We start from the raw sequence: 24,705 nt of genomic DNA, 5'->3' as shown, positions 1-24,705 counted from the left end.
CTGCATTTACTTCTTCGTATTGTTGTCATCCATTCTTAATACAGCCATAAACGCTTCCTGCGGCACCTCGACAGAGCCGACCTGTTTCATCCGCTTTTTACCCTCTTTTTGTTTTTCTAACAATTTGCGTTTACGGGAAATATCCCCCCCGTAACATTTAGCCAATACGTTTTTGCGCATCGCTTTAATGGTCGAGCGGGCCACGATTTTTTGACCAATAGCAGCCTGGACAGGCACCTCAAATTGCTGGCGCGGAATTAATTCTTTTAATTTTTCTACGATAACTTTCCCGCGCTCATAAGCAAAATCTTTGTGAACGATAAAGCTAAGCGCATCGACTTTTTCTGCATTTAATAGAATATCCATTTTCACTAAGCTTGATGGCTTATAACCAATCAGCTCATAATCAAATGATGCGTATCCTCTCGTGCTTGACTTAAGCTGGTCAAAGAAGTCATAGACAATTTCAGCCAAAGGGATTTCATAGACAATGCTGACACGATTTTCCCCCTGGTACTGCATATCGATAAAAATGCCGCGCTTTAGCTGGCAAAGCTCCATAATGGCACCGACATAGTCATTCGGCGCCATCATGGTTGCCTTTACGTAGGGCTCTTCTACACGGTCAATTTTAACAGGCTCCGGCATGTCGGATGGGTTATCGACACTCAGCAGCGTTCCGTCTGTCATATGAACTTGATAAATAACACTAGGTGCGGTTGTAATTAAATCAATCTTAAATTCCCGTTCAATCCGTTCCTGAATGATTTCCATGTGCAGCAATCCCAAAAATCCGCACCGGAAACCAAAGCCAAGAGCCTGTGAAGTCTCAGGTTCAAATTGCAGGGCGGAATCGTTTAATTGCAATTTTTCCAATGCTTCACGAAGATCATTGAATTTAGCTGTATCAATAGGATACAAACCACAATAAACCATTGGGTTTAATTTACGGTAGCCCGGAAGCGGCTCAGTCGCCCCATTCTTGGCATTGGTGATCGTATCCCCAACACGGGTATCCCCGACATTTTTAATGGATGCGGTTAAAAATCCAACATCGCCGACAGATAGCTCATCACGAAGCACAGCTTTTGGAGTAAAAACTCCCACTTCATTGACTTCGAATTCTGCCCCTGTTGCCATCATCTTAATTTTGTCGCCGACCTTAACCGTTCCTTCTACGACACGAATATAAGCCACGACACCGCGATAGGCGTCATAAAGCGAGTCAAAAATCAATGCCTTTAAGGGGCCTTCCGGATTGCCCGCAGGCGCCGGGACTTTCTCGACTATCTGCTCGAGAATTTCTTCTATTCCGATTCCTGCTTTAGCAGAAGCCAGCACCGCTTCTGATGCATCTAAGCCAATGACCTCTTCGATTTCATTCCGAACCCGTTCCGGATCAGCACTAGGCAGGTCAATCTTGTTAATGACTGGCAGGATTTCCAAATCATTATCAAGTGCCAAATAAACGTTGGCCAAAGTCTGCGCCTCAATCCCTTGGGCAGCGTCAACCACTAATATCGCACCCTCACAGGCAGCAAGGCTGCGGGATACCTCGTAAGTAAAATCGACGTGTCCTGGCGTATCAATCAAATGAAAAGTATATACTTCACCGTCTTTCGCTTTATATTGCAATTCGACAGCATTTAATTTGATCGTAATTCCGCGTTCTCTTTCAAGGTCCATTGAATCGAGCAGCTGGTCCTTCATTTCACGCGAAGATAATGCATTTGTTTTTTCTAAAATCCGGTCTGCCAAAGTGGATTTACCATGGTCTATATGGGCAATAATCGAAAAGTTCCTTATTTTCGACTGCCGCTTCAATCTTTCATCTCTATTCATGTCGTTCACTCCTACTATCTTCACACACGTAAACTATTCTTGATTATATCAGCAGGAAATACAAGATTCAATGAAAACACGAAAAGCGGCTGAAGCCGCTTTTCACTCTGTTACTTTCTTAATTAACTTTTCTGACGCCCCTGTTAACCCGTCTGACAATTTCTTTCCCATTGAGGAAAAAAAGTTATAGGCACTCATTTCCTCGAGCTTTTTCTTTTTGGCCTCAAGATCATGGCTCGAAATCTCATTTCCTAAGAAGGTTGCATTAAGATTCTGTTCCGATTCCTTGATGGCAACAGCACTTTGAAAGTTCGGGTCATCATATCCCTTTATTTTATGGATTCCGTTGTTGGCTAATTCCATTCCGGTTAATACGGAAATAAACATCAGGGCGATAATAGCCAGGCTTTTTGCCATAAACATCTTCACGCTTCATGCCCCCTTTTATGGATTGGATGATTGATTGACATTGCCGTTAACACTTTCTGCCTGCCAATAATATTCACTGAAGACATCAGCCAGTGCATCCGCCGAGCGGTTTAACTCTTCAAACGTATTATCGACTCCGCCAAATTCAATTAATATGGCATTTCCGGATAAGTTTTGATTATAAACGCTGTTGCTTCCAGGTTCATTTTTCACAAAAACGCCTCTGCTTAAACCTTTATATTTTTCCTGAAGAAGCTGGTTCAAGTCATAAGCCAATTTTGCATTTTTTTCATAGTTAGGATTTTTGCCCCCAATGATAAAGGCCAGTTTCGCATAGGGCTGCCCATTTATGGTAACAGTAGTTTTATCTTTTCGCTGCGAATCACGATGAATATCAATAAGATAGGATAAATCCCGATTGGATGTCATGGCTGCTTGGACGACAGTGCCGGATTCCTTATACGCACTAGGCATCGTTAAGCCCTTTTTCGTTAAATTTCCCATAATATCCGTTTTATCAATTTCTGTTCCAATTCCTTTTTGTTCCAAGCCCGCTTTGAGGTGGTCCCCGATTTTGGTGACATTAATTTGCGAATGGTAGGCTAAATCAGGGTTCGTGACACCTTGCAAATAGGGCAAATACGATTCACGGTTATGAGTAAAATAAAGATACACCACTTTTCGGCTGCCTGTTGTCTGGCCGGGTGATTGCTGCGGGTCTGCGTTCTCCGAATTTTCGATTCCTTCTAAGTTCTGCAATGCCGCTTCCCGCTCCGCCTTCATGATTTCAACCGGCGGCGAGGATTCCATTGGCATATTCGTATAATCCGTACCCTCTCCCGCTACGAGAATCTGTCCATCGAATTGATAAAAGCCCGGCAGTTCTCTGCCTAATAAACTGCGAGGGTCGTCTAAATCAATATTGCTGGTAAGGCTAAAAATGACATTGGTCCACTTTGGTACGGCAACATCCCTCTTAACCTTTAAAAAATGATGATTTTCCCACCCCATTAATTGATAGAGCAGTTCCCCATTCACATGGGCTGCCGCCTGATTAACCGAAGACGATGTCAATTTAAACTGCGGTTTTAATGAAGTTAAGGCCCCGCTTATCGAAAAGATCAAAAGGATAAATAGAAAGAATGCTGCAGCCATTTTTAATACACTCGTCCCCTGCACCATAATAAACGTACCGGACGCCTTAGATTTCATGGTTCCACCCCTAATAAAAGATTCTAGTAATTCTTATGCCATTACTAGAATTGATAGAACCAATACTCGAAAAATAGGAATGATGATGAAATAGTAGAATTCCAAAATCATTCCTATCCAACACTATCTTGTATAATATCCTGTATTATCCTGGTTAACAGAGCTGTGAAGAGAGGCGTTCAATCCATTGGCAATTAAGTTGGCCATATCCTCAATAAAAACATCCACTTCCTTTGGCGTTACCATCAAATTATGGCCAAGCGGGGACAAAACTTCATAGATCAATTTGCGTTTTTCATCTTCAGGCAATGTCCCGATCATTCCTAAAAACGTTTTTCGATGCTGTTCCTCCGGCAAGTCCTCATCCGTCAGCACCTTGCGCTCGCCAAAACTCAAGCCTGCTGGCGCCAACGCTCTAGAAGGGCGGCTGCCTTCCCGCATTTCTCTGCCAAAATGTTTGAGGATAAAATCAATCGTATCGCTGGTAATGGAAACGGCATCTACAACAGTAGGGACACCAATGGCAATGACTGGCACACCTAAAGTCTCTTTGCTTAATTCCTTCCGTTTATTCCCAACACCTGATCCCGGATGGATGCCCGTATCAGAAATTTGAATCGTTGAATTTACCCGCTGGATTGAACGTGATGCTAAGGCATCAATGGCAATGACAAAATCCGGCTTAGTTTTCTCAACAATTCCAAAAATAATATCACTCGTCTCAATACCTGTCAGTCCCATGACACCAGGTGCCAGTGCACTTACTGGACGATAGCCGTCTTCTACGTTTTCTGGCTGCAGCTGAAACAGGTGCCGTGTAATGAGCAGGTTTTCACAAACCATCGGGCCCAAAGCATCCGGCGTCACATTCCAGTTTCCCAAACCTACAACTAGACAAGAGTCGGTTTTCTTCACTCCTGCGCTTTCTAAAAAATGCGCGAATTCGTGCGCGAAAATTTCTTCCACCTTTTGCTGGGTCTCGGTATTCTGTTCGCGGATTCCTTGAACCTCGAGGGTCAAATACCGCCCCGCTTTTTTTCCTAATTGCTCCTCTCCCTGTTTGGTCACTTCCACTAACGATATTTTTATATCGTCAACATCCTTTTCTTTAATAATGACTCCTTCAATTTGCGAAAGATTTTGCCCTTGTTCAACCGATTGCTTTGCCAACACCATCTCACTTGCTTCAATAGCTAAATCGGTTCTGACTGAGTATTGGCTCAAGTCAATGGATTCCTTCATGATGAACCCCCCTAAAATTTTCCTAACATGAGAAACTATTTCCTATTTTTGCCCTGAATCTAAAAAAACATGCAGGTGAAAATGATGAATTCCATTGCAATCTAGTTCCCTGTTTGATAAAATATCATTTGTTGCGTATGATGTAATGAATGTACAGTCGAGTTCATATAGTCTCGATTCTTTGTAGGAGGTGAAAGTAATGCCTAACATTAAATCTGCTATTAAGCGTGTAAAAACAAGCGAAGCTCGTAATGCTCAAAATACAATGGCGAAATCTGCAATGCGTACTGCAGTGAAAAAAGTAGAAGCTGCTGTTACAGTTAACGATGCTGCTGCTGCTAAAGAAGCTTTAGTTGCTGCTGCAAGCAAATTGGACAAAGCTGCTGCAAAAGGTCTTATCCACAAAAATGCGGCTGCACGCCAAAAAGCCCGCCTAACTAAAAAAGTAAACAGCCTATAATAATAGAGCTTGAAATCATAAAAAAACGATTCCTTAACAGGAATCGTTTTTTTATTTGCCGATCGGAAAGCATTAAACTTTCCGATCCGGAATAAGTGCAGCCAGCCCTCTGTCACAGCCTAAAGGTTCTCCAATCGACGAGTTTTCTTTACTGCAGCTTGAATAACAACATTTCAATCAACAAAGACTTATTGGCTCCTCCGGTCTTCATTTGATAATCCGCTTCTGCCAATAAATCCATTAAATTAGCCAGTTCTTCATCCGTAAACCTGCCTGCCTGTCCAAGCGCAAGCTTGACACGAAAAGGATGCGTTTTTATAAGCCCTGCTATTTGCTGCTGTCCATAGCCTCGTCTTGATAGTTCCTTTACTTGATAAATCAGCCTGAACTGTCCCGCAAGCAGTGCCAATATTTTGATTGACTCTTCATTTTGCTTTAATAAATCATAATAAATCCGCAAGGCTTCATCGAGCTTGCGCTGAACCACTTTTTCAATCAAAGTGAAAATATTTTGTTCCAGCGACCTGGCCGCCAATTTTTCCACTAGACTCCGATCAATCTTTGTTTCTTCAGCAGCATATAACGAAAGCTTTTCCACTTCACTTGCTATTAAAAACATATTGGTCCCCACAAGTGCGAGCAGCTGTTCAATCGCATCTGGTTCAAAAACCTTTCCCCTTGCTTTCGCAGCATCCTGTATCCAATTCTTTAACTCAGGCTCTGATAATTTTTTCGCCTCGAAAACCTCTCCATGCCGTTTCAATTCTTTTGTAAGCTTTTTCCGTTCATCCAGCTTCTCATATGGAGCGGATATCACCATGACGGTAAACGGTGCTGGTTTACTCAGATAAGCTTCCAATCTTGATAAATTATGTTCCGCTTTTCCCTTTGTTTTCTCAGCAGTCAAGAAAACTGGGTTATGTAAAAAGATAACCTTCCTGTCCCCAAAAAAGGGAAACGTTTCAGCATCCTCAATGGCAAGCTCAACAGGCGTTTCTTCCAAATCATAGGCAGAAAAGTTAAAATCCCGCTCATCTTCCGATAAAAGTTGATTAAGCAGTAACTGTTTGGTTTCATGGATTAAATATGCTTCTGTTCCGTATAATAAATAAATAGGAGCCAATTCTTCCCGTTTAATTTTTTTCCATAATTCAATTGCCATTTTGTCCAGCGCTCCCCTTCATTTCACTCTATCTTATCGTAATGAAGCTTGGACAATTTGACAAGTAGTAAAAGGGAATTGACAGCTTTTGTCTGCTTTAGCGCCAATTCCCGATCTATGTGAACGCCAGTAACAGCAGCAATAAACTGCCATCGCTGGCGGGATTCCTTGGGTACAGTTATTATAGCCCCAAGCAATACAAACTATTTTGACAACACTTGACAGGATAGGAAAGCCTATGTGAACACAAACTGGATTTTTTTTGCTGAATATTTTATACTATAAATGATATAGGGGGGACAGACTGTGAACGAATTTGAAAAAAATGTGCAAAGCAAACGTAACGACGCAATTGATTCTGGGGTTGGATTTATCGTGTCATTTGGATTTTTTGCAACCATGTTTATTATTGCAACTGTCATCAAGTTAATTGGTTCTTAAATACAAGTTACATAGTGATACAAAAGAGACTGCCGATTGTGAGAGCAGTCTTTTTTATATTTCTGCTTTATCCTATGGCAAATATGGCAAAAAGGTTCCTGAGCTCCGATAAAAACGATAGGTAACAGCACCCTGCTGGTCGGTGCGGTAGATCGTCGTTCCCGCTTCCGTTAATCTGTCAATAACCTCCTGATGCGGATGGCCGTATCGATTGTCTTCTCCGGCTGAAATAAGAGCGATTGCCGGTGTAATTCTTTTAATAAACTCATCAGAGCTCGATGTTTTGCTGCCGTGATGTCCTGCTTTTAAAACGTCCACATCGATGCGGGGATATTTTTGAAGGATCCTTTTCTCCCCTTCTTGGTCGAGATCGCCAGCAGTAAACCAATCGAGCCCGCCAACTTGAGCAAAAATCGCAATCGAACCGCTATTTTCATCCCCGTTAAAATTTTCTTCTGGCCACAAAATTGTGAATGCGGCCGAACCGCTTGTCCAATGGTTTCCCTCTGAGACCCTGATTACAGGGATCTTTCGTTTCTCCGCCTCCCTTATAATGGCGAGTTCTGTTTCAGAAGATTGCGCTACAGCAGGCATTAATATTTCTTTTACATGAAGTTCTTTTATGACAGAAAGTGCCCCACCGATATGGTCCATATCTCCATGCGTTAAAATCAGTTTATCTATCGTCGTGATTCCTTTGCTTTTTAATAATGGCACCACCAGATCCCTGCCCACTTCAAACGGTTTTCGTTTCTGTTTCCATTCCTCTCCTCCATACGTAATCGTGCCTCCTGTATCAATCAGATAGTCTCCTCTTCCATGCGGCAAATGGATCAATATGCTGTCTCCCTGCCCTACATCAATCAACGTTATCTCACCATAGACATTTAACCAATTGCAGCTAAATTGGAAGGTAAACAGGATGCACAACATGAGAATGAGGCGTTTTTTATTCCTATTCTTTTCCCAATGATAAAAAATCGCCGTGATTAAAGCAATATAAACAATCAGGAGAATTAGAGGCGGCCTTCCCGGAGTAAATGCTGCTATGGAGACATTCCCTAAAAATTGCAGCAAATCGTCTGCTGCATGAATCAACTGGATAAACATTCGAGTAAACCATTCAGGAGTTTTTCCAAAAACGATTTGAATGATCAAAAGCAGATAACTAATTGGCAGATAAATGAAGGAAAACAGAGGAATATAAATCAAATTAGTTAAAATCCCAATGAGCGGCATTTCAAAAAAATGATAAAGCAGGCATGGCAATGCGGACAATTGGGAAACAAACGAAACTTTTATCATTTGCAATCCATTGTCTTGGCCAGCCCTCAGGATTTGCTGTGCAGATAAAATGATGGCAAAACTGACCAAGAAGGACAATTGAAAACCAATATCGAAAATGATTAAAGGCTGAATAAACAAATACATCATAAATGCCAGGCTGATGGCATCCAGTGTGGTTAGTTTTTGTTTCGATTTTCCCGCCAAAATGACCAAGCAAATCATAAGTACAGAGCGGTTGACCGAAGGGGATGCACCAGTGATAACTGAATAGATCGGAAGAACCATTAGAAGGAAATTCATCATGAACTGTCTTGTCAATCCGAACCGAATCCCTATAAAAAACATAGCGCCTGTAAGCAGGGAAACATGAAGTCCAGAAATGGCCAGCAAATGGACAAGACCTGTCACTTGATAATTATCAATGACTTCAGGGTCGAATAAACTGCGGTCGCCGTATATGAGAGCCGACGAGAGCGAGGCGATTTCGTTTGGAAAATGAGTTTCAAGATAACGGATGCCATTGTAGCGGAATTGTTTTAGCATTGTGAGCGGGGTTAGCCTTACATGGGTACAAGAATGGAAAGGAGTGTCATTCAATTCGATGATCCAAAAGATTTCTTTGGAAGCCAAATATTTCTGGTAGTTGAAACTATTGGGATTTTTGGCTATACTTGGTTTTTCCATCATTCCTGATACCTGGCATTTCACCATATAAAATGACTGGCCTCTTAGGCTGTCTTGTTCTTGTTTAGATTGGATTTTATACCGGACAAGCACTTTTTCATTATAGCGGAGTTCTCTCGCCTGAACTTGCAAAAGGTCGCCGTCAATTTGCGGGGCTTGGATATATTCGAGGACAAATGTGGATGTGGAATCAGGAATAACCGAATGATTTTTTCTGTCGGCCATATGTCCGCTTCCCATGAAGATGAGAATCAGGGCAGAGAGGAGAATTAACTGCTGTATCTTCCACCGTTTGTATTTAAATAAGCAAAATAAATAACATACTAATAACAAGAGAAAAGGAATAAACTGAATTAGAGTACATAATACACCTAAAAGTCCAGCGGCCGCAAAATAAATATATTTTCCATTCATTGGTTTATCTCCATTTGAGATTTAAGTAAAGCAGCGCCGGCAAGGACCGGCGCCCCCAGAACCATTTAAGCTTGAATTTCTCTAAAGTCAATGACTTTCTCCATTAATTCTACTTTTTCAACCTTGACATCCGCTTGGTTAAACAGTTCGATGGCATAAGGATGATTTTTATAATCCTTAGCATAATAAACCGTCTTAATTCCTGCCTGAATAATGGCCTTACAGCATTGCAGACATGGAAAATGGGTTACATAAATTTCGGCGTTTTCTGTTGGAACACCAAACTTGGCACACTGGAGCAAGGCATTCATTTCAGCATGAATCGTCCGTACACAATGATGGTCGATCACATAACAGCCCTTATCGATACAATGGTCTCCACCAGCAATGGACCCATTATAGCCTCCGGCAATAATTCGCTTATCTCTAACAATGGTCGCTCCCACAGTTAAGCGGGTACAAGTGCTTCTTAAAGCCAGCAAATGGCTTTGTGCCATAAAATATTGATCCCATGAAATTCGAGTCACAGTCGTCTCCACTCTCCTATACTTTTTTTTAAGTGTAATCCTGCTTGTCTATGAGGTCAATGAAAAGAATTATTGAACCGCTACCAGATCTTTTAACTTTTCAAAGGTTTTGTCTCCTATCCCGCTGATATTTTTTAAATCCTCAGGAGTGTTAAAGGGACCGCTTGTTTCACGATATTCGATGATGGCCGCTGCTTTTGAGGGGCCAATCCCCGGGAGATTTTCTAATTCACTTGCGTCAGCTTTGTTTATATTAATCTTGCCTTTGTTTTGTGATTCTCCTCCAGCTGCAGTGCCCCCTCCTGATGCCGCAGCAACGGCTGCACCAGTCCCCGCCTCGCCCATTGCGGGAATATAAATAACCATCTCATCCTGGACATGCTGTGCCAAGTTGACCTGGCTTTGATCGGCAAGCTCGGTAAATCCCCCAGCAAGGTTAATCACATCCATGACACGGTCGCCAGCTTTAGCTGTATAGACACCAGGCTGATTGATCTGCCCCTTAACATCAACCATCAACCATTCAGGCTGCTGCACCGTCTCCTCCTGTTTTTTAACCGCTTCCTCAGATACTTCCTCCTTTTCTTTCATATTTTCAATAGAACTTGGGGGACTCGCTATCGTCTCCTGATTTTCTTGCTGTACAAAATAATATCCGCCGATAGCGGCAATAAAAAGAAAAATAATCACATAAACCTTATGTTCCATCAGCCAGTCTTTCAATGGAATTCATCCTTTCAAAAGGTATATTTTCCTATCAGTCTTCATATGGTTATTAAAGAACTCGGAGAGAAGGAGGGTCGGAAACAATGAAAATAGGAATAATTGGGACCGGTAATATGGGGAGAATTTTGGTGGAGGCTTTACTCGATGGAAAAGCAGTATCCCCTTCCTCGATGATAATCACCAACAGAACGATTGCCAAAGCCATGGAGCTTAAAAATATATATCCGAAGCTGAGGGTTGGGGCTAATTCGGCAGAAGTAGCAGCACAATCCGATTTGCTGATTATTTGCGTAAAGCCATTGGACGTTTTCAAAATTATTGATGTAGTGCACCCCTTTCTGTCAGAAAACAAATGTCTCGTGTCCATCACAAGCCCAATCAGCACCAATCAAATCGAGAACAAGGTATCTTGTTCAGTCGCCCGGATTATCCCAAGCATTACCAATCGGGCATTAGCAGGAGTTTCGTTAATTAGTTACGGAGACCATTGCCAAGAGAATTGGAAGATGGCCATAGACCAATTAATGAAAAAGATTTCTGTTCCTGTATTAATTGACGAGAACATTACCCGAGTATCCTCCGATATTGTTAGCTGCGGCCCTGCCTTCTTCAGCTATTTGCTTCAAGCCTTTATAAAAGCGGCCGTAAAAGAAACAGAAATTGACGAAAAGACAGCGACGGTTCTTACGAGTGAAATGATTGTCGGATTAGGAGAATTATTAAAACAGAAGCACTATACTTTGCCGTCACTACAGGCTAAAGTTAGTGTAAAAGGCGGCATTACGGGAGAAGGAATTAAGGTGCTTGAAAATGAGCTGGGAGAGATGTTTGAGCATTTGTTTCAAGCCACCCATAGCAAATTTAAAGAGGATCTCGAACAAGTAGAATTACAGGTTACAAAACAATAATTCGACGATTTTTTTATAAATCCTGCAGGGATTAAAAAAAAAGCCATCATTTTTCGATGGCTTTACTTATTTTTGTGCAATAAAGAATATCCTCTCGGATTCAGGCTGCGGGGCTGTGTGCTCAAAATCAGCATTGATTTCCAATAATGCAAAACCAGCCTGCTCTAACCACGTGCGATATTGTTCCGGCGAAAACGTCCGCTGCTTGTGCAGTTCATCATACCGGTCATATTTGCCAGTTGCTTCATCCAATACAAAAAAGCTAAGCTCATGCTCTACACTATAAGGACCATCACCAGGGAAGCTATTCCATATATATGAAATGGCTTCATCGGCCCAGGCAAAGGTTTGGTCCATAAAGATATCCGTCATTTTATAGAGGGAATGAACATCAAAAATAAACAAACCCCCAGGCTCCAAGTGACCATATACATGCTTAAACGTATCCTGCACCTCTTGCTCCGATTCAAGATAATTTAACGAATCGCAAAATATGCCAGCCACATCAAAAGTTCCTGGCCCTTCTAATTCAGCCATGTTTTGCTGAAACAAGGGAATTTTCACATTTTCCTGTTCTGCTTTCGTTTGGGCCACTGCTAGCATTTCATTGGATAAATCCACACCCGTGACCTGAAATCCTTGTTTGGCAAACCGAATGGAAAGCTCCCCTGTTCCGCACGCCAGATCCAGCATCCGGACGCCGTTTACGTGGTATTGATCCAGTTTTTCTTTTGTAAACCGAACCCATTCATCGTAAGGGGCCTCTTTCATCAATTCATCATAAAGGAAAGCAAACTGTTCGTAGCTCATGAATTTAACTCACTGAGCACATCCACTTTTGGCGCATCACCCCATAAGCGCTCCAGATTATAGTACGTTCTTTGATCCCGATGGAAGACGTGAGCCACGACATCACCTAAATCAATCAGCACCCAGCCTGCCTCATCAAACCCTTCCATTCTCTTCACATCATATCCATTTTCCAAGGCCTTCTCTTTAATTTCTCTAGCAATGGCCTGGACCTGCTTATCAGAATTACCATGGCAAATAATAAAATAATCTGCCACTAAGGAAATTCCTTTCATATTTAATGCCAAAATATCTTCTGCCCGTTTATCGTCAGCCGCTTTGACGGCAATTTTCAGTAATTCCTGATTATCCATTCAATCCATCCTTCCACTGTCTTATTAAATCATTATACGTATGAAACGTTTCTGGATAAACTTGCTGATTCTTTTTCATTAAAAACATAATCGTATTTTGAACGGCTTTTATCAGTGCTTGATCTAAATTTTCCGCCGCCATTTGCCTAACTTCTTCGACACCAGGAAACTGCCGTCCTGGTTCAATATAATCCGCCAAATAAACAATTTTTTCAAGCAGCGTCATTCCCGGGCGTCCTGAGGTATGATATCGAATAGCGTTTAAAATTTCCTCATCTGTGATTCCCGCTTCTTTTTTGGTCAAATAAGCGCCGACTGGAGCGTGCCATAATTCCGCATTAAAGTCCAATAAATCCTGGGGAAAATTTTGCTCGATAATTATCTGCTTCATTTCCTCTTTAGGACGGAACTTGGCATAGTCATGAAAAATAGCGGCTATTTCTGCTTTTTTTTCATGGCCTCCATACTTTTTAGCCAAAGAAATGGCGGTTTCCATTACACCGAGAGTATGCTCATAACGGTGTTCCGTTAACTGCGGCTTTACAAAATTTAAAGCTGTTTCACGTTCCATATAAGTGATTCTCCTCTATGTACTGAATAACCGAATCCGGCAGTAAATACCGGACCGTCCGCCCATTTTCCAATCTGTCTCTAATCATGCTGGATGAAACCTCCATAGCCGGAACATCCACATATAAAACAGGATACATGGTTTGGTGACTATAAGAAGGGCGTTCAACCCCGACAAATTGCACCAGTTGGACCAGTTCATCAATTTTATGCCATTTTGGCAAATACTCAATCATGTCCGCCCCAATAATAAAATAAAATTGATGATCCGTATAACGCGAATTAATTAATTTCATCGTATCCACCGTATAAGAACGGCCCGGCCTTTCAAGCTCAATTGGTTGAATTTGAAAAGCGTGATTATCTTGGATGGCCAGCTCCAACATCTGCAGACGGTCTTCATTGGTAACGGTTCCTGACTTAACTTTATGAGGAGGCTCCCTGTTAGGCATGAACCAAACTTCATCCAGCTCTAAGGCATGAAGAACCTCATTTGCGATTAAAAGATGTCCGTTATGGGGCGGGTCAAAGGTGCCGCCCAATATGCCAACTTTCATCATGCCACCCTCCAGCACCTTTAAGGAAGAACAATTTGTTTATTTTCTTTAGATTCTTTGTATAGGACAATGGTATTGCCGATTATTTGGACAAGCTCAGCATCAGCACCTTCAGCAAGCTGATGAGCAACATCGGTCTTATCATCCTCGCAATTCTGTAAAACACTCACCTTCAATAATTCTCTTGCTTCAAGCGCATCTCCGATTTGTCTAACCATATTTTCATTTACCCCGCCTTTTCCAACTTGGAAAATTGGATCTAAGTGATGGGCTTTTGAACGTAAAAAACGTTTTTGCTTTCCTGTTAACATGACGCTCCTCCTAGCTGTTTCAATACATTTTCCCGCATTCTGTCCACATCGGGCATAATGTTCACCCATTTTTCAAAGGCAAGTGCCCCCTGAAAAACGAACATGTCGATTCCATTTTGAATGGCCGCTCCATTTGTTTTGGCCTGATGCAAGAATTTCGTTTCAAGCGGATTGTAGATAATATCACATACAGCGGCCCCAGCCTTCAAGGCCGTTACGTTTAATGGCTGCTCGGCAATTTTAGGGGCCATACCGATGGAAGTTGTTTGAACAATTAAATCATATTCATGTATTAGTGTGTCTGCTTCGCCCAAAGAATAAGCATTTGAGTCCGCAATATATGGGCAGTCTTCAATCAAGCTCCCAGCCTTATCCACGCTTCGGTTGGCTATATCAATAGCAAGCGGCTGTTCCTTTGCTAAAGTAAAATAAATGGCCCTTGCCGCCCCTCCAGCTCCAATGATTAAAATCTTCTTTCCTTTCACCGTTGGAAGGCACGAAGCCAGCCCGGTTAAAAAGCCGGGGCCATCCGTATTGTAACCTATTAATTTACCGCCGTCACTAACAACCGTATTGACCGCCCCAATTGCCTGCGCTAGCTCATCCACTTCATCTAAATAGGGAATAATCCTTTGTTTATGAGGGACTGTCACATTAAAGCCTCCTGCCCCTAAAGCCCTCAAGCCCTTGACTGCTGCCTCCAAGTCGTCCGGTTTTACTTGAAATGGAAGGTAATAAGCATCTATTTGGTAAAATGCAAATAAGTCATTGTGCATCACAGGAGACATGGAGTGGCCAATGGGATCCCCGATTACCGCAAATAATCTTTTCATACCTGATCTCCTCACCCTAAACTGGCCTTTAGATTAAAGATTTTCGAATTAATGTTTGGACACCTTTCGGAACATAAGCACTGACTTTGGTACCCGGATCATTAACGGTTACCCAGCCTAGTCCGGAAAAAACAATATCGGTCTTTGCTTCTTTGATCATAAACTCCTGCTTAACTAGCTCTGGAAAACTTTCCAATTGGTTTCCTCGGGGCGGTGTCAGCATTTCACCGGCATGCTTTTCATAAAGGTCATCCGCATTTTCTGTTTTGGTACGATGGATGTTCAATTCGTTTGATAGATAACAAACGAACGGCTGTTTGCCGCCGCCGCTGACATAGTCAAACCGTGCCAAGCCTCCAAAAAATAAGGTCTGGCCTTCATTTAATTGGAATATTTTTGGCTTAATTTCCTTTTTAGGTGTGATTATTTTCAAATCCCGTTTGTCAACAAAGTGAGCCATTTGATGATGATTAATGATGCCCGGTGTATCCATTAACGCTTTTCCGTCATCAAGCGGAATTTTAATGATATCCAATGTGGTTCCTGGGAAATGTGAAGTGGTTATCAAATCATCCTCCCCGGTTACTTCCTTAATAATTCGGTTAATAAACGTTGATTTTCCCACATTGGTACAGCCTACCACATAGACATCCTTGCCATTGCGATATTCATCAATGGCAGCAGCAGCTTCCTTGATAAACCAGCCCTTAGCTGCACTGACAAGAAAAACCTCCTCTGGACGCAAGCCCAGTTCCTTTGCTTGAGCTTTCATCCATTGAATCAATTTGTTATGTTTTACGGACCTAGGCAGCAGATCGACCTTATTGCCAACAAGAAGCACCTTGTTCTTGCCCGCGAATCGGTGCAATCCAGGAAGCCAGCTTCCGTTAAAGTCAAAAATATCAACGACCATGACAATCAATGCATCGGTTTTGCTGATGCCATTTAATATTTTTAAAAAATCATCATCCGTCAAACTGACGTCCTGAACTTCATTATAGTGCTTTAACCGAAAGCATCTTTGGCAGATGACCGTTTCCTTTTCTAAGGCGGAAGCAGGGGCATAGCCGATTTTTTCAGGATCCTCGGTTTGTACCTTAATCCCGCATCCGGTGCAAAAATGTTCTAATTCATTCACTGATTAATCCTCCCATTGAAGCATCCCTTTTTTTCGAAACCAATTCAATATTCTCCGTTCAACAAAACGGTTAAATTTCGTTGCCAGCCCATCCGTCTGTGCAACCGGAACGACAAGAATAGTGTGAAAACCGCTGCGGTTGCCGCCGAGAACATCTGTTAATAATTGGTCCCCGATGACCACCGCTTCCTCTTTTTGAATCCCCATTTGGTTCAATGCCCGCTTAAATGCAGGCCCCAATGGTTTTCTTGCGCGAAAAATAAAGGGAATTTGCAGTGGATCGGCAAACAATTTTACCCGCTCCTCATTATTGTTAGAAACGATTGTGACAAGAATGTTATTCTGTTTCATTTCATCAAACCAATTAATCAATGCGGGAGTAGCGCTGGGACGGTCCCATTCAACCAAGGTATTATCCAAATCCGTTATAATCCCTTTTACGCCTTTTTGTTTTAAATATTCAGGCTTTATATCCAGAACACTCTTTACATGTTCATTCGGTAAAAATTGTTTTAACACTAAGCGTACACCTCATCGAATCTAAATAGTATCAGGAAATTATCCATATTTTCTTATAAACTGGCCACTTCCATTCATTGTATCATCATACCCGTTTTTTTTGGCCGTTTCAAAGAATAAGCGGGCTCCGCCATTAAAGATTTTTTCATTGTTCTTCTAATCATGTCAAATGATAAAAAAACAAATGAAGAAGGAAGGTATTTTTTCTAAAAATATGGCGATTTTCGTAAAACAACAAAAAACTTTTCGACAAACTTCTACTTTTTCAAATGTTGTGGATAAAGTTATTAACATTATACCCATTGAATCATTCAGATTTATATCATTTATAAACAAGTTAACCACAACTTATCCACGGGATTCTGTGGATAAATAGAACGATTGTTCTACAGGAATAAATTTGGTAGATTTAGGTTACACCAACTGAACCTACTAGTTTATGACAGCTTTAAAAACTTTAGAACGTTTTATTTTAAAAACTGGAGGTGGATCCTGACATGCGGAAACTGTCAGATGAATTGCTCATTGAATCCTATTTCAAAGCCAGAGAGTTAAACCTGAGCCCGGAATTCATTAGCCTTATTGAATCAGAAATTCGGCGCCGCTCCCTTATCCATAAAATAAGAAAGTCATCATAATGTTTGATCCTGAGCCCTTTAAGGGCTTTTCTTTTTATCGGTGAAAGTTCCGAGCTTTTCACCCATTTTAATATCCTTTGGCGTATGGATACTTGGGTCCATTTGAAAAACACCTTTTTCAAACAATAAGACAACCGTCGATCCAAAACTAAAGTAGGCAATCTCTCCGCCCTTTGTCAATGTGGATCCCTGATGTGTAGTTTCTATCGAATTGACAAACATTGCCCCGACCTTTACGATGGCAACATGTCCGAAAAGTGTCTTTACTTCCGTAATAACACGGTAGTTTTTCGCCAAAGTCCGAACCCCATATTTTAACCCCCATTTATTCACGGGGTAAGACTTTGAGCCCATCATCCACTGCTTCGTTACCGTTCCATCCACAGGGCTATGGATCCGATGATAATGGCTGGGACTTAAATAAAGAATGATATAGGCGCCATTTAAATATTTATGTAGACTCTCCTGATCCCCCAGCATTTCTTCAATCGAATAAATTTTCCCTTTAACCTTAATCTCGCTCGTTTCACCAATGGTCCCAACCTCTTCCACCACTGCATCTACCGGGCTGACAACCGAATCTGTACTTTTGTCAATTGGCCTTGTGCCTTTTTTTAGTGTTCGCACAAATAATTCATGAAGCGACCGATACGCCTTTAGTTCCCGTTCCATTTCCGATTGATTTAAATGATAAGCCTTTGCAAAGGATGGCACAATGTACCGGCTTATCCCCGACCTGGAAAATCTCTTTAAAATGGCTGATGACCACCTGCCATTAGTCAGTTCAATTAATACCCTGTATAACATCTGAAGCATACCGCAAAACCCCCAAAAAGTGTAAAAATACTCTTTACGTACAGACATAAAAGACTTAGAATAAAATATTATAAAGTAACTTCGCTGATTAATTTTCCCTTTTATAGTAAAAAAGGAGTGGTGCCGAGAAATGTTTTTTCTAAACGTCCTTGACCAAACCATTAAAAAGCTAAAATCCCAAACAGCTAATGTCATCACTTTGTTGAATTTGTCTTTAGGAGGATTTGCCATTATGTTCGGCGTTCATGGAAATCTCCGGCTCAGCTTGCTGCTCATTTTTATTGCAGCCTTGGCAGACAGATTTGATGGGATGGCTGCCCGAAAATTCAATATTGAGTCTGACCTAGGCAAACAATTAGATTCCATGAGTGATATTATATCATTTGGGGTGGCACCAGCACTATTGTTATATCAAGGAATCTTGCATGAATTTGGCGGACCTGGTTCCTTTTTTGCCGTTTTCTATATAGGGTGCGGTGCTTTCCGTTTAGCACGATTTAACATTACAGAAAGCAATGGATACTTTACCGGACTGCCCATCACAGCCGCTGGCTGTATCGCTACACTTAGTTTTCTGGCCATTCCTTATCTTCCAGCCTATATGTTCTTATTTATTATGATCATTCTCTCCTTTTTAATGGTCAGTACCTTTAAACTAAAAAAAGTATAGCATTTATTCCTTATGAAATGACTAAAAGACCTGCCAATGGCGTACGCCAGGCAGGTCTTTTTAAGATATTTGAACCAATTTTAAATAAAATTATCTGGACAGACACAATTACCCGTTTTCTTCATAGGAATTAATAATAGGCTAAAGTCCAAAACTGATGCGGGGTGGATGTGGATGTCTGGAATCTTGACGGCTCTTGGATATTTAGTGAAGGAATTTTTATTTCTTGTTTCTTATGTAAAAAACAATGCCTTTCCCCAACCCCTATCCGCCGCAGATGAGAGAAAGTATTTGCGATTGATGGCAGAAGGGGATTCTCATGCGAGAAACATGTTAATTGAGCACAATTTACGGCTTGTTGCGCATATTGTCAAAAAGTTTGAAAACACGGGTGAAGACTCAGAGGATCTAATCTCCATTGGAACGATAGGGTTAATAAAAGCGATTGAGAGTTATTCCGAGGGAAAAGGAACAAAACTTGCTACTTATGCCGCCCGTTGTATTGAAAATGAAATTCTTATGCATCTTCGAGCACTGAAGAAGACCAAAAAAGACGTTTCGCTGCATGATCCTATTGGCCAAGATAAGGAAGGAAACGAAATATCCCTGATTGATGTTTTGAAATCGGAATCGGAAGATGTCATTGATACAATCCAGTTGAATATGGAGCTTGAAAAGATTAAAAAGTATATTGAAGTCCTTGATAATCGCGAGAAAGAAGTCATCATCGGCCGCTTTGGCCTCGATTTGCAAAAAGAAAAAACACAGCGTGAGATTGCCAAAGAATTAGGAATTTCCCGGAGCTATGTTTCAAGGATTGAAAAACGGGCATTAATGAAAATGTTTCATGAGTTTTATCGTGCCGAAAAAGAAAAAAAGAAAAGAAACTAACCTCTTAAAAGCAGGAAAATTTTAGCGCCATGGCCAGTGATTCGGTCTCCGTCCCTGACCATGGCTTTTTTTGCCTACTCCTGATTTTTCCCATCCTTTAGTAAGATGACCCATGTTTTGCCGCCATCAGTAGTTTCATATAAATCATTTTTATACGTTGAGAAGGCGAGCTGATCGGCATTTTGAGGATTAACGGTCACATAAGTAATCGGATTATCGTAATCCAAGTATGGAATGGTTAGTTCCGTTTGCTCCCCTGTTTCTGGGTTTACCGTCTTTAACAAGATCTTTTCATTTTCAACACTCGAATACAATATGGAATCCCCGCTGAACGTCAATGCTGTCACCATCACGGGATCTGTTATCAACCTCATCGCATTTCCATTATCCAAGGAGTAGTAAATGCCCGTCCTAGTGGACATTGCCACAATGTTTCCATTCTGCGGATGAACAGCCAGCATGCCAAATGAATCAGCCTCAAAGCCGGCCAATTGACTTTGTTTCCAGGACACTCCGTTATTGGTCGAATAATTCACCCCTAAAGCAAGCCCCTGTTTTTCCTGGTCACTAATCAGATAAATACTGTCATTTTGATAACCTGCTCCCATGAAGTTAAAATTGCCATTGCCATAGAATGATAGCTTTTCTAAGGTTTTGCCTTTGTCATCGCTAAAAACAATCCCGAGCGGATCCTTCAAGCCGGTTCCTTTTTGCGGGTGCCCGCTTGCGATAAATCCGTTATCAATGGATTGAAATCCCATATATTGATGTTGATTGGCTGTTGTCTCTGTCCAGCTTCCCTGCTGGTACATTTTGATCCCTTTATCCGCCGCAACATATAAGGCTTGATCATTGCCAGGATATCCAATTCCATAAATCCTGCTGATATGGATGGATTTCGCTTTAACGATTTCAAACTTTTTATCTATGGTTTCCTTCCCAGCCTCAGTTTTTGATTTGATGCGGTCGCCTGAACAGCCTGAGGAAATCAAAACGAGTCCGATTAAAAAAGCAAAGAAGACAGCTTTACTTTGTTTTTTCACGTTATGTCCTCCCAAATATTATATTCCTAAACTACCTGAAATGAAGCATTCATCCATCCACTTATACCCCAGTGCAGATGAGAATGTCAAATGTTTCATCCCAGGAAGAAGACACATGCCCATTCATTAAGAAGAAAAATAACATACCATATAGCAAATGGAAAAGGGGGAAATGAAATGCCTTTTGGATACGCTCCTTATGGTTACCCGGCTCCCTATTATCCATATCCAGCACCTGCCCCCTCCGCCGGCGGCGGGATCTGGTTTGCAGTATTAATTATCTTATTTATTCTTCTGTTCATTTTCGGAGCCTGGTATTGGTATAGTTTCTTTTATTAATTGGATTTACAGCTTGTGCAAATCGCACAAGCCTTTTTAATAGAAAACTTTCAAATCATAGAATTATTCAAAAATAACCCCTATAATGGAGCAGTAACGTTAAAAAGGGGGTACCGAAGATGACAGCTAGTACATATTCAGACACATGGAATCTCGATGTATTTTTTAATGGCGGGGGCCAATCACCTGAATTTCATCATCACCTGCAGCATACCGAAGAATTAATTTCTCAATTTCACTCAAAGGTTACAGTCTGGGAGCCAAGCAGCACCATGGAGGATGGTCCATATCTCCAACAGCTGCTCGATGACTTTGTAACCATTGCGAAAAAACTCCGTCAGGCTGGGGCATTTACAAGCTGCTTAATTGCCCAAAATACCGCCGATAAACAAGCCTATACCCTTGATTCAAAGGTGACAAGCTTAAGCGCCTCCTTCCAGACGGCATTAGGAGGCTTCGACAGCCTGCTGGTCTCGTTAGATGATGCAGTATGGCAGAAGCTGCTGGCAGTTGAGCCGCTAAATGAACTCGCTTTTGTTTTACAGGAGCGCCGCATGCGGGCAAAGGAAAAACTTTCAAAGGAAGAGGAAGCTTTAATCAGCTCACTCGGAGTTGATGGCTATCACAGCTGGGGACAATTGTATGATTTAATCGTCAGCAATATTAAAGTTGCCGTTACGGAAAACGGGGAAGAAAAGCAGCTTTCCGTGGGTCAGGCCCACAATAAATTCTCCCATCCTGACCGCAATACGAGAAAAGTAGTATTTGAGAGCTGGGAAAACGCCTGGGGCGAACAAGCTGACCTGCTGGCGAAAACCCTCAACCACCTGGCTGGTTTTCGTTTAAGTGTCTATAAAAAGAGAGGCTGGGAGGATGTATTAAAAGAACCGCTTAACATCAGCCGAATGGAAAAGAAAACACTGGAAACCATGTGGACCGTAATTACTGAAAACAAGCAGAAGCTTGCCAGCTATTTAGAACGGAAAGCCAAGCTTCTTGGTCTAGAAAAATTAAGCTGGTACGACCTGGATGCGCCAATCGGCAAAACGGAAACCAAAGTATCCTATCAACAAGGTGCCGAATTTATTGAACAAAATTTCGCCTTGTTCGGCGAAAATCTGGCTGCCTTCGCCAAAAATGCGTTTGAAAACCGGTGGATTGAAGGAGAGGATCGGCCTGGAAAAGCTCCTGGGGGATTCTGTACCTATTTTCCTGAAAGTGGCCAATCAAGGATCTTTATGACCTACTCCGGCACTCCATCCAATGTCTCCACATTGGCGCACGAATTGGGTCACGGCTTTCACTCTTATGCGATGAAAGAGGTCCATTTCTTAAACCGCAATTATGCAATGAATGTAGCTGAGACCGCTTCGACCTTTGCCGAAATGATTGTCTCTGATGCCTCGGTTAAGAATGCCAAGGATGCGGAAGAAAAGCTGGTGCTTCTCGATGATAAAATTCAGAGAACGGTCGCTCTGTTAATGAATATCCATGCCCGTTTTCTTTTTGAAACCCGCTTCTATGAAGAAAGAAAGCACGGCCCGGTGGAAGCAGAACGATTAAATGAGTTAATGCTGCAGGCTCAAAAAGAAGCCTATGCTGACAGTTTGGAAGACTATCATCCATTATTCTGGGCATCTAAACTGCACTTTTTCATAACCGATGTGCCGTTCTATAACTTCCCTTATACATTCGGATATCTATTCTCACTCGGGATCTATGCACAAGCATTGGTGGAAGGCAAGGGCTATGAAGAAAAATATATGGCCTTGCTTCGCGATACCGCTTCGATGACGGTTGAGGATCTTGCGATGAAGCATCTCCAGGTGGACCTCACCCACAAAGATTTCTGGGAAAAAGCTGTCCGTATCTGCCTCGATGACATTGATGAGTTTTTAGCATTGACGAAATAAGCAAAAGCATCGGCCCATAAAGCCGATGCTTTCTTTTTATAATTCTGCACTAAGTTCTGCGGAAATGACACAGCCAATTGCTCCTGTAATAACGAAGGCCATCACCATCATAAACATTCTCTCCACCCCTTAGAAAAATTCTGCTCATTTTCTAATTTGAATTTATCATATTTTCACAGTATCTATCTTCGGGAAATGTGAACGTTTTGTTAACAAACCGCCACTGCGGATAATGATGGCAGGCTATTAATCTTTTTTCTTCCGTTTTAGAAAAACGGTCCATAACAAGATATGCAATGGCATCCTGATCCCTCCTATTTGTTCCTTGACTAGGTGGTATCTTTCATACCCCATAAGCTTGCTCCCCGTCCTTGCATTAAAAATATCATAATTAAAACCACCCTTCTTTTATTGATTTTTTATTTACATCATGCGATACATGGCAATTTGCCGGTCTTTGTTTTGTTCATACAAGCTCTCAACCATTTGTTGATGCTGAGCTTCTGCAGCGGATACTTTACGTTTAGAAATCGTAATGGTTAAAAATAAAATATGCAGGGTCATGCCATTTCACTTCCTTTGTTAAGCCCCAGATTTATATCAAATGATACATGGAGATCTGGCGGTCCTTGTGTTTTTCATACAAGCTGCCCACGGTTTCCCTGTGATCAGCTTCTTCACGAGTCATTTTGTGTTTTTTGATTGTAATCGTAAAAAATAAGATGTGCAGCGTCATGTCCTTTCACCTCCTTATGCTTATTGGCAGCAACATCATCACTTTATTCCAAACATATCCAATGTGCGAGAAAAATGGGCAAAAAAAGGCCGCAGGAAGATAGTCCCTGCGGCGGTGATCGCTTTTTTTTGCATAAAAAACCGCAGGGCATCATTCTCCCTGCGGCATGGATATGTATGGTGATGAAGAGTTAATTAATCCATTCCAATCTGGTCGAATGAGTATTATTCAAATATGCCGTTTTAACTTTGGGTGTAATAGCAGTCATTTTCTTCGACCTCCTTTGGAATTTATTAGTTTCTACGGTAATTATATCCATCATTTCCATCTTTGTAAACCTTTTTTTGAATGTTTTATAAAATAATGAAAATTGGGTGCCATTTCGAAAAAAAATAAGCACCCAGTTGCGGGCACTTATTAGGATAAATCTTGTCTAAACTATTTCAGAGCGGCTGCCATTTTCATGACTAGTGTTGCTGAGTTCGCTGCCGCCTGATCAATAAATTGATCAAAGGAAATTTCCGATTGCTTGCCTGCAATGTCTGACAGGGAACGGATGATGACAAATGGGACCCCAAACTGATGTGCAACTTGGGCAATGGCGGCTGCTTCCATTTCCACGGCCTGCAAATCCCCAAATTTGCCCCGGATAAATTCCGCCCGCTTTGGATCCTCTATGAAAGAATCACCAGACACAATTAACCCTTTTACAATCTTAAATGTATCAAGATCCTTTGCTGCAGCTTCAGCAGTTTTTACTAATTTTTCATCTGCCTGAAACGCAGCTGGCAGCTGAGGAACCTGGCCATATTCATATCCAAATGCTGTCACATCCACGTCATGATGCCGCACCTCGGTAGAGAAAACAACATCCCCGACATTTAGGTCAGGATTTAAACCGCCTGCTGAGCCGGTATTGATGATGCAATCCGGCTTATATTTCTCCAACAAAATGGTCGTAGACATAGCCGCATTGACTTTTCCAATCCCTGACCGAAGCAAGATGACATCCGCCCCATGCATGCTGCCAAACGTAAATTCACAGCCTGCAATGGTTTCTTCGGTTTTATTTTCCATATTTTCTTTTAATAAAGTGACTTCTTCTTCCATAGCGCCGATTATGGCAATTTTCATATTTTAACCTCTTTCACTAATTGCGTATTGTAAAAACTTTTATTTAAAATAGGCTATAAAATACCTTGATAGAGGGCTTTATAAGCAAAAAAATTGTCAC

The 24,705-nt window shown here is 41.6% G+C and carries 28 protein-coding genes and 1 pseudogene; 8 read left to right on the top strand and 21 right to left on the bottom strand.

The features are described from left to right. Positions 1 to 6 precede the first annotated feature (6 nt). From lepA to gpr, 4 genes are all read right to left on the bottom strand, one after another. The gene (lepA, locus tag NFS43_RS21045; RefSeq protein ID WP_251554788.1) at positions 7 to 1,842 is read right to left on the bottom strand and encodes a translation elongation factor 4; all 1,836 of its coding nucleotides are present in this window, start codon (positions 1,840 to 1,842) and stop codon (positions 7 to 9) included. A 102-nt stretch (positions 1,843 to 1,944) separates the two neighbouring features. Continuing rightward, positions 1,945 to 2,265, bottom strand: a complete 321-nt coding sequence (locus NFS43_RS21040) for a DUF3679 domain-containing protein (RefSeq protein WP_338150624.1) — start codon at positions 2,263 to 2,265, stop codon at positions 1,945 to 1,947. A 21-nt stretch (positions 2,266 to 2,286) separates the two neighbouring features. Beyond that, positions 2,287 to 3,483: a stage II sporulation protein P gene (locus tag NFS43_RS21035; RefSeq protein WP_251554786.1), complete on the bottom strand. Its 1,197-nt coding sequence runs from the start codon at positions 3,481 to 3,483 to the stop codon at positions 2,287 to 2,289. A gap of 123 nt (positions 3,484 to 3,606) precedes the next feature. Then, entirely contained in the window at positions 3,607 to 4,725 is a 1,119-nt protein-coding gene (gene gpr, locus NFS43_RS21030; protein ID WP_251554784.1) for a GPR endopeptidase, read from the bottom strand. A gap of 199 nt (positions 4,726 to 4,924) precedes the next feature. Here gpr and rpsT point away from each other — a divergent pair, with 199 nt between their 5' ends. Continuing rightward, positions 4,925 to 5,185 (top strand): 30S ribosomal protein S20, encoded by a 261-nt coding sequence (gene rpsT, locus NFS43_RS21025; protein WP_251554783.1) that lies wholly within the window; start codon positions 4,925 to 4,927, stop codon positions 5,183 to 5,185. A 148-nt stretch (positions 5,186 to 5,333) separates the two neighbouring features. On the opposite strand, the gene holA is transcribed toward rpsT, so the two are convergent. Continuing rightward, positions 5,334 to 6,347, bottom strand: coding sequence for a DNA polymerase III subunit delta (holA, locus tag NFS43_RS21020; RefSeq protein ID WP_251554781.1), 1,014 nt, complete (start codon positions 6,345 to 6,347; stop codon positions 5,334 to 5,336). A gap of 306 nt (positions 6,348 to 6,653) precedes the next feature. On the opposite strand from holA, the gene NFS43_RS21015 reads away from it, so the two are divergent. Beyond that, positions 6,654 to 6,788, top strand: coding sequence for a YqzM family protein (locus NFS43_RS21015; protein ID WP_042458588.1), 135 nt, complete (start codon positions 6,654 to 6,656; stop codon positions 6,786 to 6,788). A gap of 72 nt (positions 6,789 to 6,860) precedes the next feature. On the opposite strand, the gene NFS43_RS21010 is transcribed toward NFS43_RS21015, so the two are convergent. From NFS43_RS21010 to NFS43_RS21000, 3 genes and pseudogenes are all read right to left on the bottom strand, one after another. Next, the gene (locus tag NFS43_RS21010; protein WP_251554780.1) at positions 6,861 to 9,173 is read right to left on the bottom strand and encodes a DNA internalization-related competence protein ComEC/Rec2; all 2,313 of its coding nucleotides are present in this window, start codon (positions 9,171 to 9,173) and stop codon (positions 6,861 to 6,863) included. Between the two features lie 80 nt (positions 9,174 to 9,253). After that, a pseudogene (locus NFS43_RS21005) lies at positions 9,254 to 9,700 on the bottom strand (ComE operon protein 2); the annotation flags it as partial. Positions 9,701 to 9,769: 69 nt separating this feature from the next. Beyond that, entirely contained in the window at positions 9,770 to 10,423 is a 654-nt protein-coding gene (locus NFS43_RS21000) for a helix-hairpin-helix domain-containing protein (protein ID WP_251554778.1), read from the bottom strand. Between the two features lie 86 nt (positions 10,424 to 10,509). Here NFS43_RS21000 and comER point away from each other — a divergent pair, with 86 nt between their 5' ends. Beyond that, complete coding sequence (comER, locus tag NFS43_RS20995; protein ID WP_251554777.1) at positions 10,510 to 11,334, top strand: late competence protein ComER; 825 nt, start codon at positions 10,510 to 10,512, stop codon at positions 11,332 to 11,334. A gap of 66 nt (positions 11,335 to 11,400) precedes the next feature. Here the strand turns inward: comER and NFS43_RS20990 are convergent, their stop codons facing one another. From NFS43_RS20990 to NFS43_RS20955, 8 genes are read right to left on the bottom strand one after another with little or no spacing between them, the layout of a single operon-like run. Next, positions 11,401 to 12,144 carry a class I SAM-dependent DNA methyltransferase gene (locus NFS43_RS20990; RefSeq protein WP_251554776.1) on the bottom strand — a complete coding sequence of 248 codons (744 nt, stop codon included), beginning with the start codon at positions 12,142 to 12,144 and terminating at the stop codon, positions 11,401 to 11,403. Beyond that, positions 12,141 to 12,497, bottom strand: coding sequence for a ribosome silencing factor (gene rsfS, locus NFS43_RS20985; protein WP_251554775.1), 357 nt, complete (start codon positions 12,495 to 12,497; stop codon positions 12,141 to 12,143). Before rsfS ends, NFS43_RS20990 begins: the two co-directional genes overlap by 4 nt. Beyond that, on the bottom strand, positions 12,490 to 13,068 hold the full coding sequence (gene yqeK / locus NFS43_RS20980; RefSeq protein ID WP_251554773.1) for a bis(5'-nucleosyl)-tetraphosphatase (symmetrical) YqeK: 579 nt from the start codon (positions 13,066 to 13,068) through the stop codon (positions 12,490 to 12,492). The genes rsfS and yqeK overlap by 8 nt, the downstream gene beginning before the upstream one ends. Continuing rightward, positions 13,058 to 13,627, bottom strand: coding sequence for a nicotinate-nucleotide adenylyltransferase (locus NFS43_RS20975; RefSeq protein WP_251554772.1), 570 nt, complete (start codon positions 13,625 to 13,627; stop codon positions 13,058 to 13,060). The genes yqeK and NFS43_RS20975 overlap by 11 nt, the downstream gene beginning before the upstream one ends. Before the next feature lie 17 nt (positions 13,628 to 13,644). Then, positions 13,645 to 13,935 (bottom strand): ribosome assembly RNA-binding protein YhbY, encoded by a 291-nt coding sequence (yhbY, locus tag NFS43_RS20970; protein WP_251554771.1) that lies wholly within the window; start codon positions 13,933 to 13,935, stop codon positions 13,645 to 13,647. Further along, a complete protein-coding gene (gene aroE / locus NFS43_RS20965) occupies positions 13,929 to 14,768 on the bottom strand; it encodes a shikimate dehydrogenase (protein WP_251554770.1) in 840 nt (279 codons plus the stop codon). Before aroE ends, yhbY begins: the two co-directional genes overlap by 7 nt. Positions 14,769 to 14,796: 28 nt before the next feature. Continuing rightward, a complete protein-coding gene (gene yqeH / locus NFS43_RS20960) occupies positions 14,797 to 15,906 on the bottom strand; it encodes a ribosome biogenesis GTPase YqeH (RefSeq protein ID WP_251554769.1) in 1,110 nt (369 codons plus the stop codon). A 3-nt stretch (positions 15,907 to 15,909) separates the two neighbouring features. Further along, positions 15,910 to 16,425, bottom strand: coding sequence for a YqeG family HAD IIIA-type phosphatase (locus NFS43_RS20955; protein ID WP_251554768.1), 516 nt, complete (start codon positions 16,423 to 16,425; stop codon positions 15,910 to 15,912). Between the two features lie 497 nt (positions 16,426 to 16,922). Between NFS43_RS20955 and sda the strand changes: the two genes are divergently transcribed. Then, positions 16,923 to 17,063, top strand: a complete 141-nt coding sequence (gene sda / locus NFS43_RS20950; protein ID WP_277613988.1) for a sporulation histidine kinase inhibitor Sda — start codon at positions 16,923 to 16,925, stop codon at positions 17,061 to 17,063. An 18-nt stretch (positions 17,064 to 17,081) separates the two neighbouring features. Here the strand turns inward: sda and NFS43_RS20945 are convergent, their stop codons facing one another. Beyond that, positions 17,082 to 17,879: a phosphatidylserine decarboxylase gene (locus NFS43_RS20945; RefSeq protein WP_251554767.1), complete on the bottom strand. Its 798-nt coding sequence runs from the start codon at positions 17,877 to 17,879 to the stop codon at positions 17,082 to 17,084. Positions 17,880 to 18,009: 130 nt separating this feature from the next. Between NFS43_RS20945 and pssA the strand changes: the two genes are divergently transcribed. Both pssA and sigK read left to right on the top strand, forming a co-directional pair. After that, positions 18,010 to 18,549: a CDP-diacylglycerol--serine O-phosphatidyltransferase gene (pssA, locus tag NFS43_RS20940; RefSeq protein ID WP_251554765.1), complete on the top strand. Its 540-nt coding sequence runs from the start codon at positions 18,010 to 18,012 to the stop codon at positions 18,547 to 18,549. A gap of 174 nt (positions 18,550 to 18,723) precedes the next feature. Beyond that, complete coding sequence (sigK, locus tag NFS43_RS20935; RefSeq protein WP_251554763.1) at positions 18,724 to 19,440, top strand: RNA polymerase sporulation sigma factor SigK; 717 nt, start codon at positions 18,724 to 18,726, stop codon at positions 19,438 to 19,440. A 74-nt stretch (positions 19,441 to 19,514) separates the two neighbouring features. On the opposite strand, the gene NFS43_RS20930 is transcribed toward sigK, so the two are convergent. Further along, positions 19,515 to 20,483: a F510_1955 family glycosylhydrolase gene (locus NFS43_RS20930; RefSeq protein ID WP_251554761.1), complete on the bottom strand. Its 969-nt coding sequence runs from the start codon at positions 20,481 to 20,483 to the stop codon at positions 19,515 to 19,517. A 177-nt stretch (positions 20,484 to 20,660) separates the two neighbouring features. Here NFS43_RS20930 and NFS43_RS20925 point away from each other — a divergent pair, with 177 nt between their 5' ends. Together NFS43_RS20925 and NFS43_RS20920 are read left to right on the top strand one after the other, a co-directional pair. Continuing rightward, a complete protein-coding gene (locus NFS43_RS20925) occupies positions 20,661 to 20,822 on the top strand; it encodes a hypothetical protein (RefSeq protein ID WP_251554759.1) in 162 nt (53 codons plus the stop codon). 119 nt (positions 20,823 to 20,941) lie between these two features. Then, positions 20,942 to 22,735, top strand: a complete 1,794-nt coding sequence (locus tag NFS43_RS20920; RefSeq protein WP_251554757.1) for a M3 family oligoendopeptidase — start codon at positions 20,942 to 20,944, stop codon at positions 22,733 to 22,735. Between the two features lie 423 nt (positions 22,736 to 23,158). Here NFS43_RS20920 and NFS43_RS20915 read toward each other — a convergent pair whose 3' ends face one another. The 3 genes from NFS43_RS20915 to mtnN form a co-directional block, all read right to left on the bottom strand. Further along, a complete protein-coding gene (locus NFS43_RS20915) occupies positions 23,159 to 23,299 on the bottom strand; it encodes a YrzI family small protein (RefSeq protein WP_251554755.1) in 141 nt (46 codons plus the stop codon). A 31-nt stretch (positions 23,300 to 23,330) separates the two neighbouring features. Next, complete coding sequence (locus tag NFS43_RS20910) at positions 23,331 to 23,471, bottom strand: YrzI family small protein (protein WP_251554754.1); 141 nt, start codon at positions 23,469 to 23,471, stop codon at positions 23,331 to 23,333. Positions 23,472 to 23,909: 438 nt separating this feature from the next. Next, positions 23,910 to 24,605 carry a 5'-methylthioadenosine/S-adenosylhomocysteine nucleosidase gene (gene mtnN, locus NFS43_RS20905; RefSeq protein WP_251554753.1) on the bottom strand — a complete coding sequence of 232 codons (696 nt, stop codon included), beginning with the start codon at positions 24,603 to 24,605 and terminating at the stop codon, positions 23,910 to 23,912. Positions 24,606 to 24,705 lie beyond the last annotated feature (100 nt).

The organism is Neobacillus muris (assembly GCF_943193175.1).
GTDB lineage: Bacteria > Bacillota > Bacilli > Bacillales > Cytobacillaceae > Neobacillus > Neobacillus muris.
Note: the sequence above shows the minus strand (reverse complement) of the source record. Positions and strands in the feature narration are given on the sequence as shown.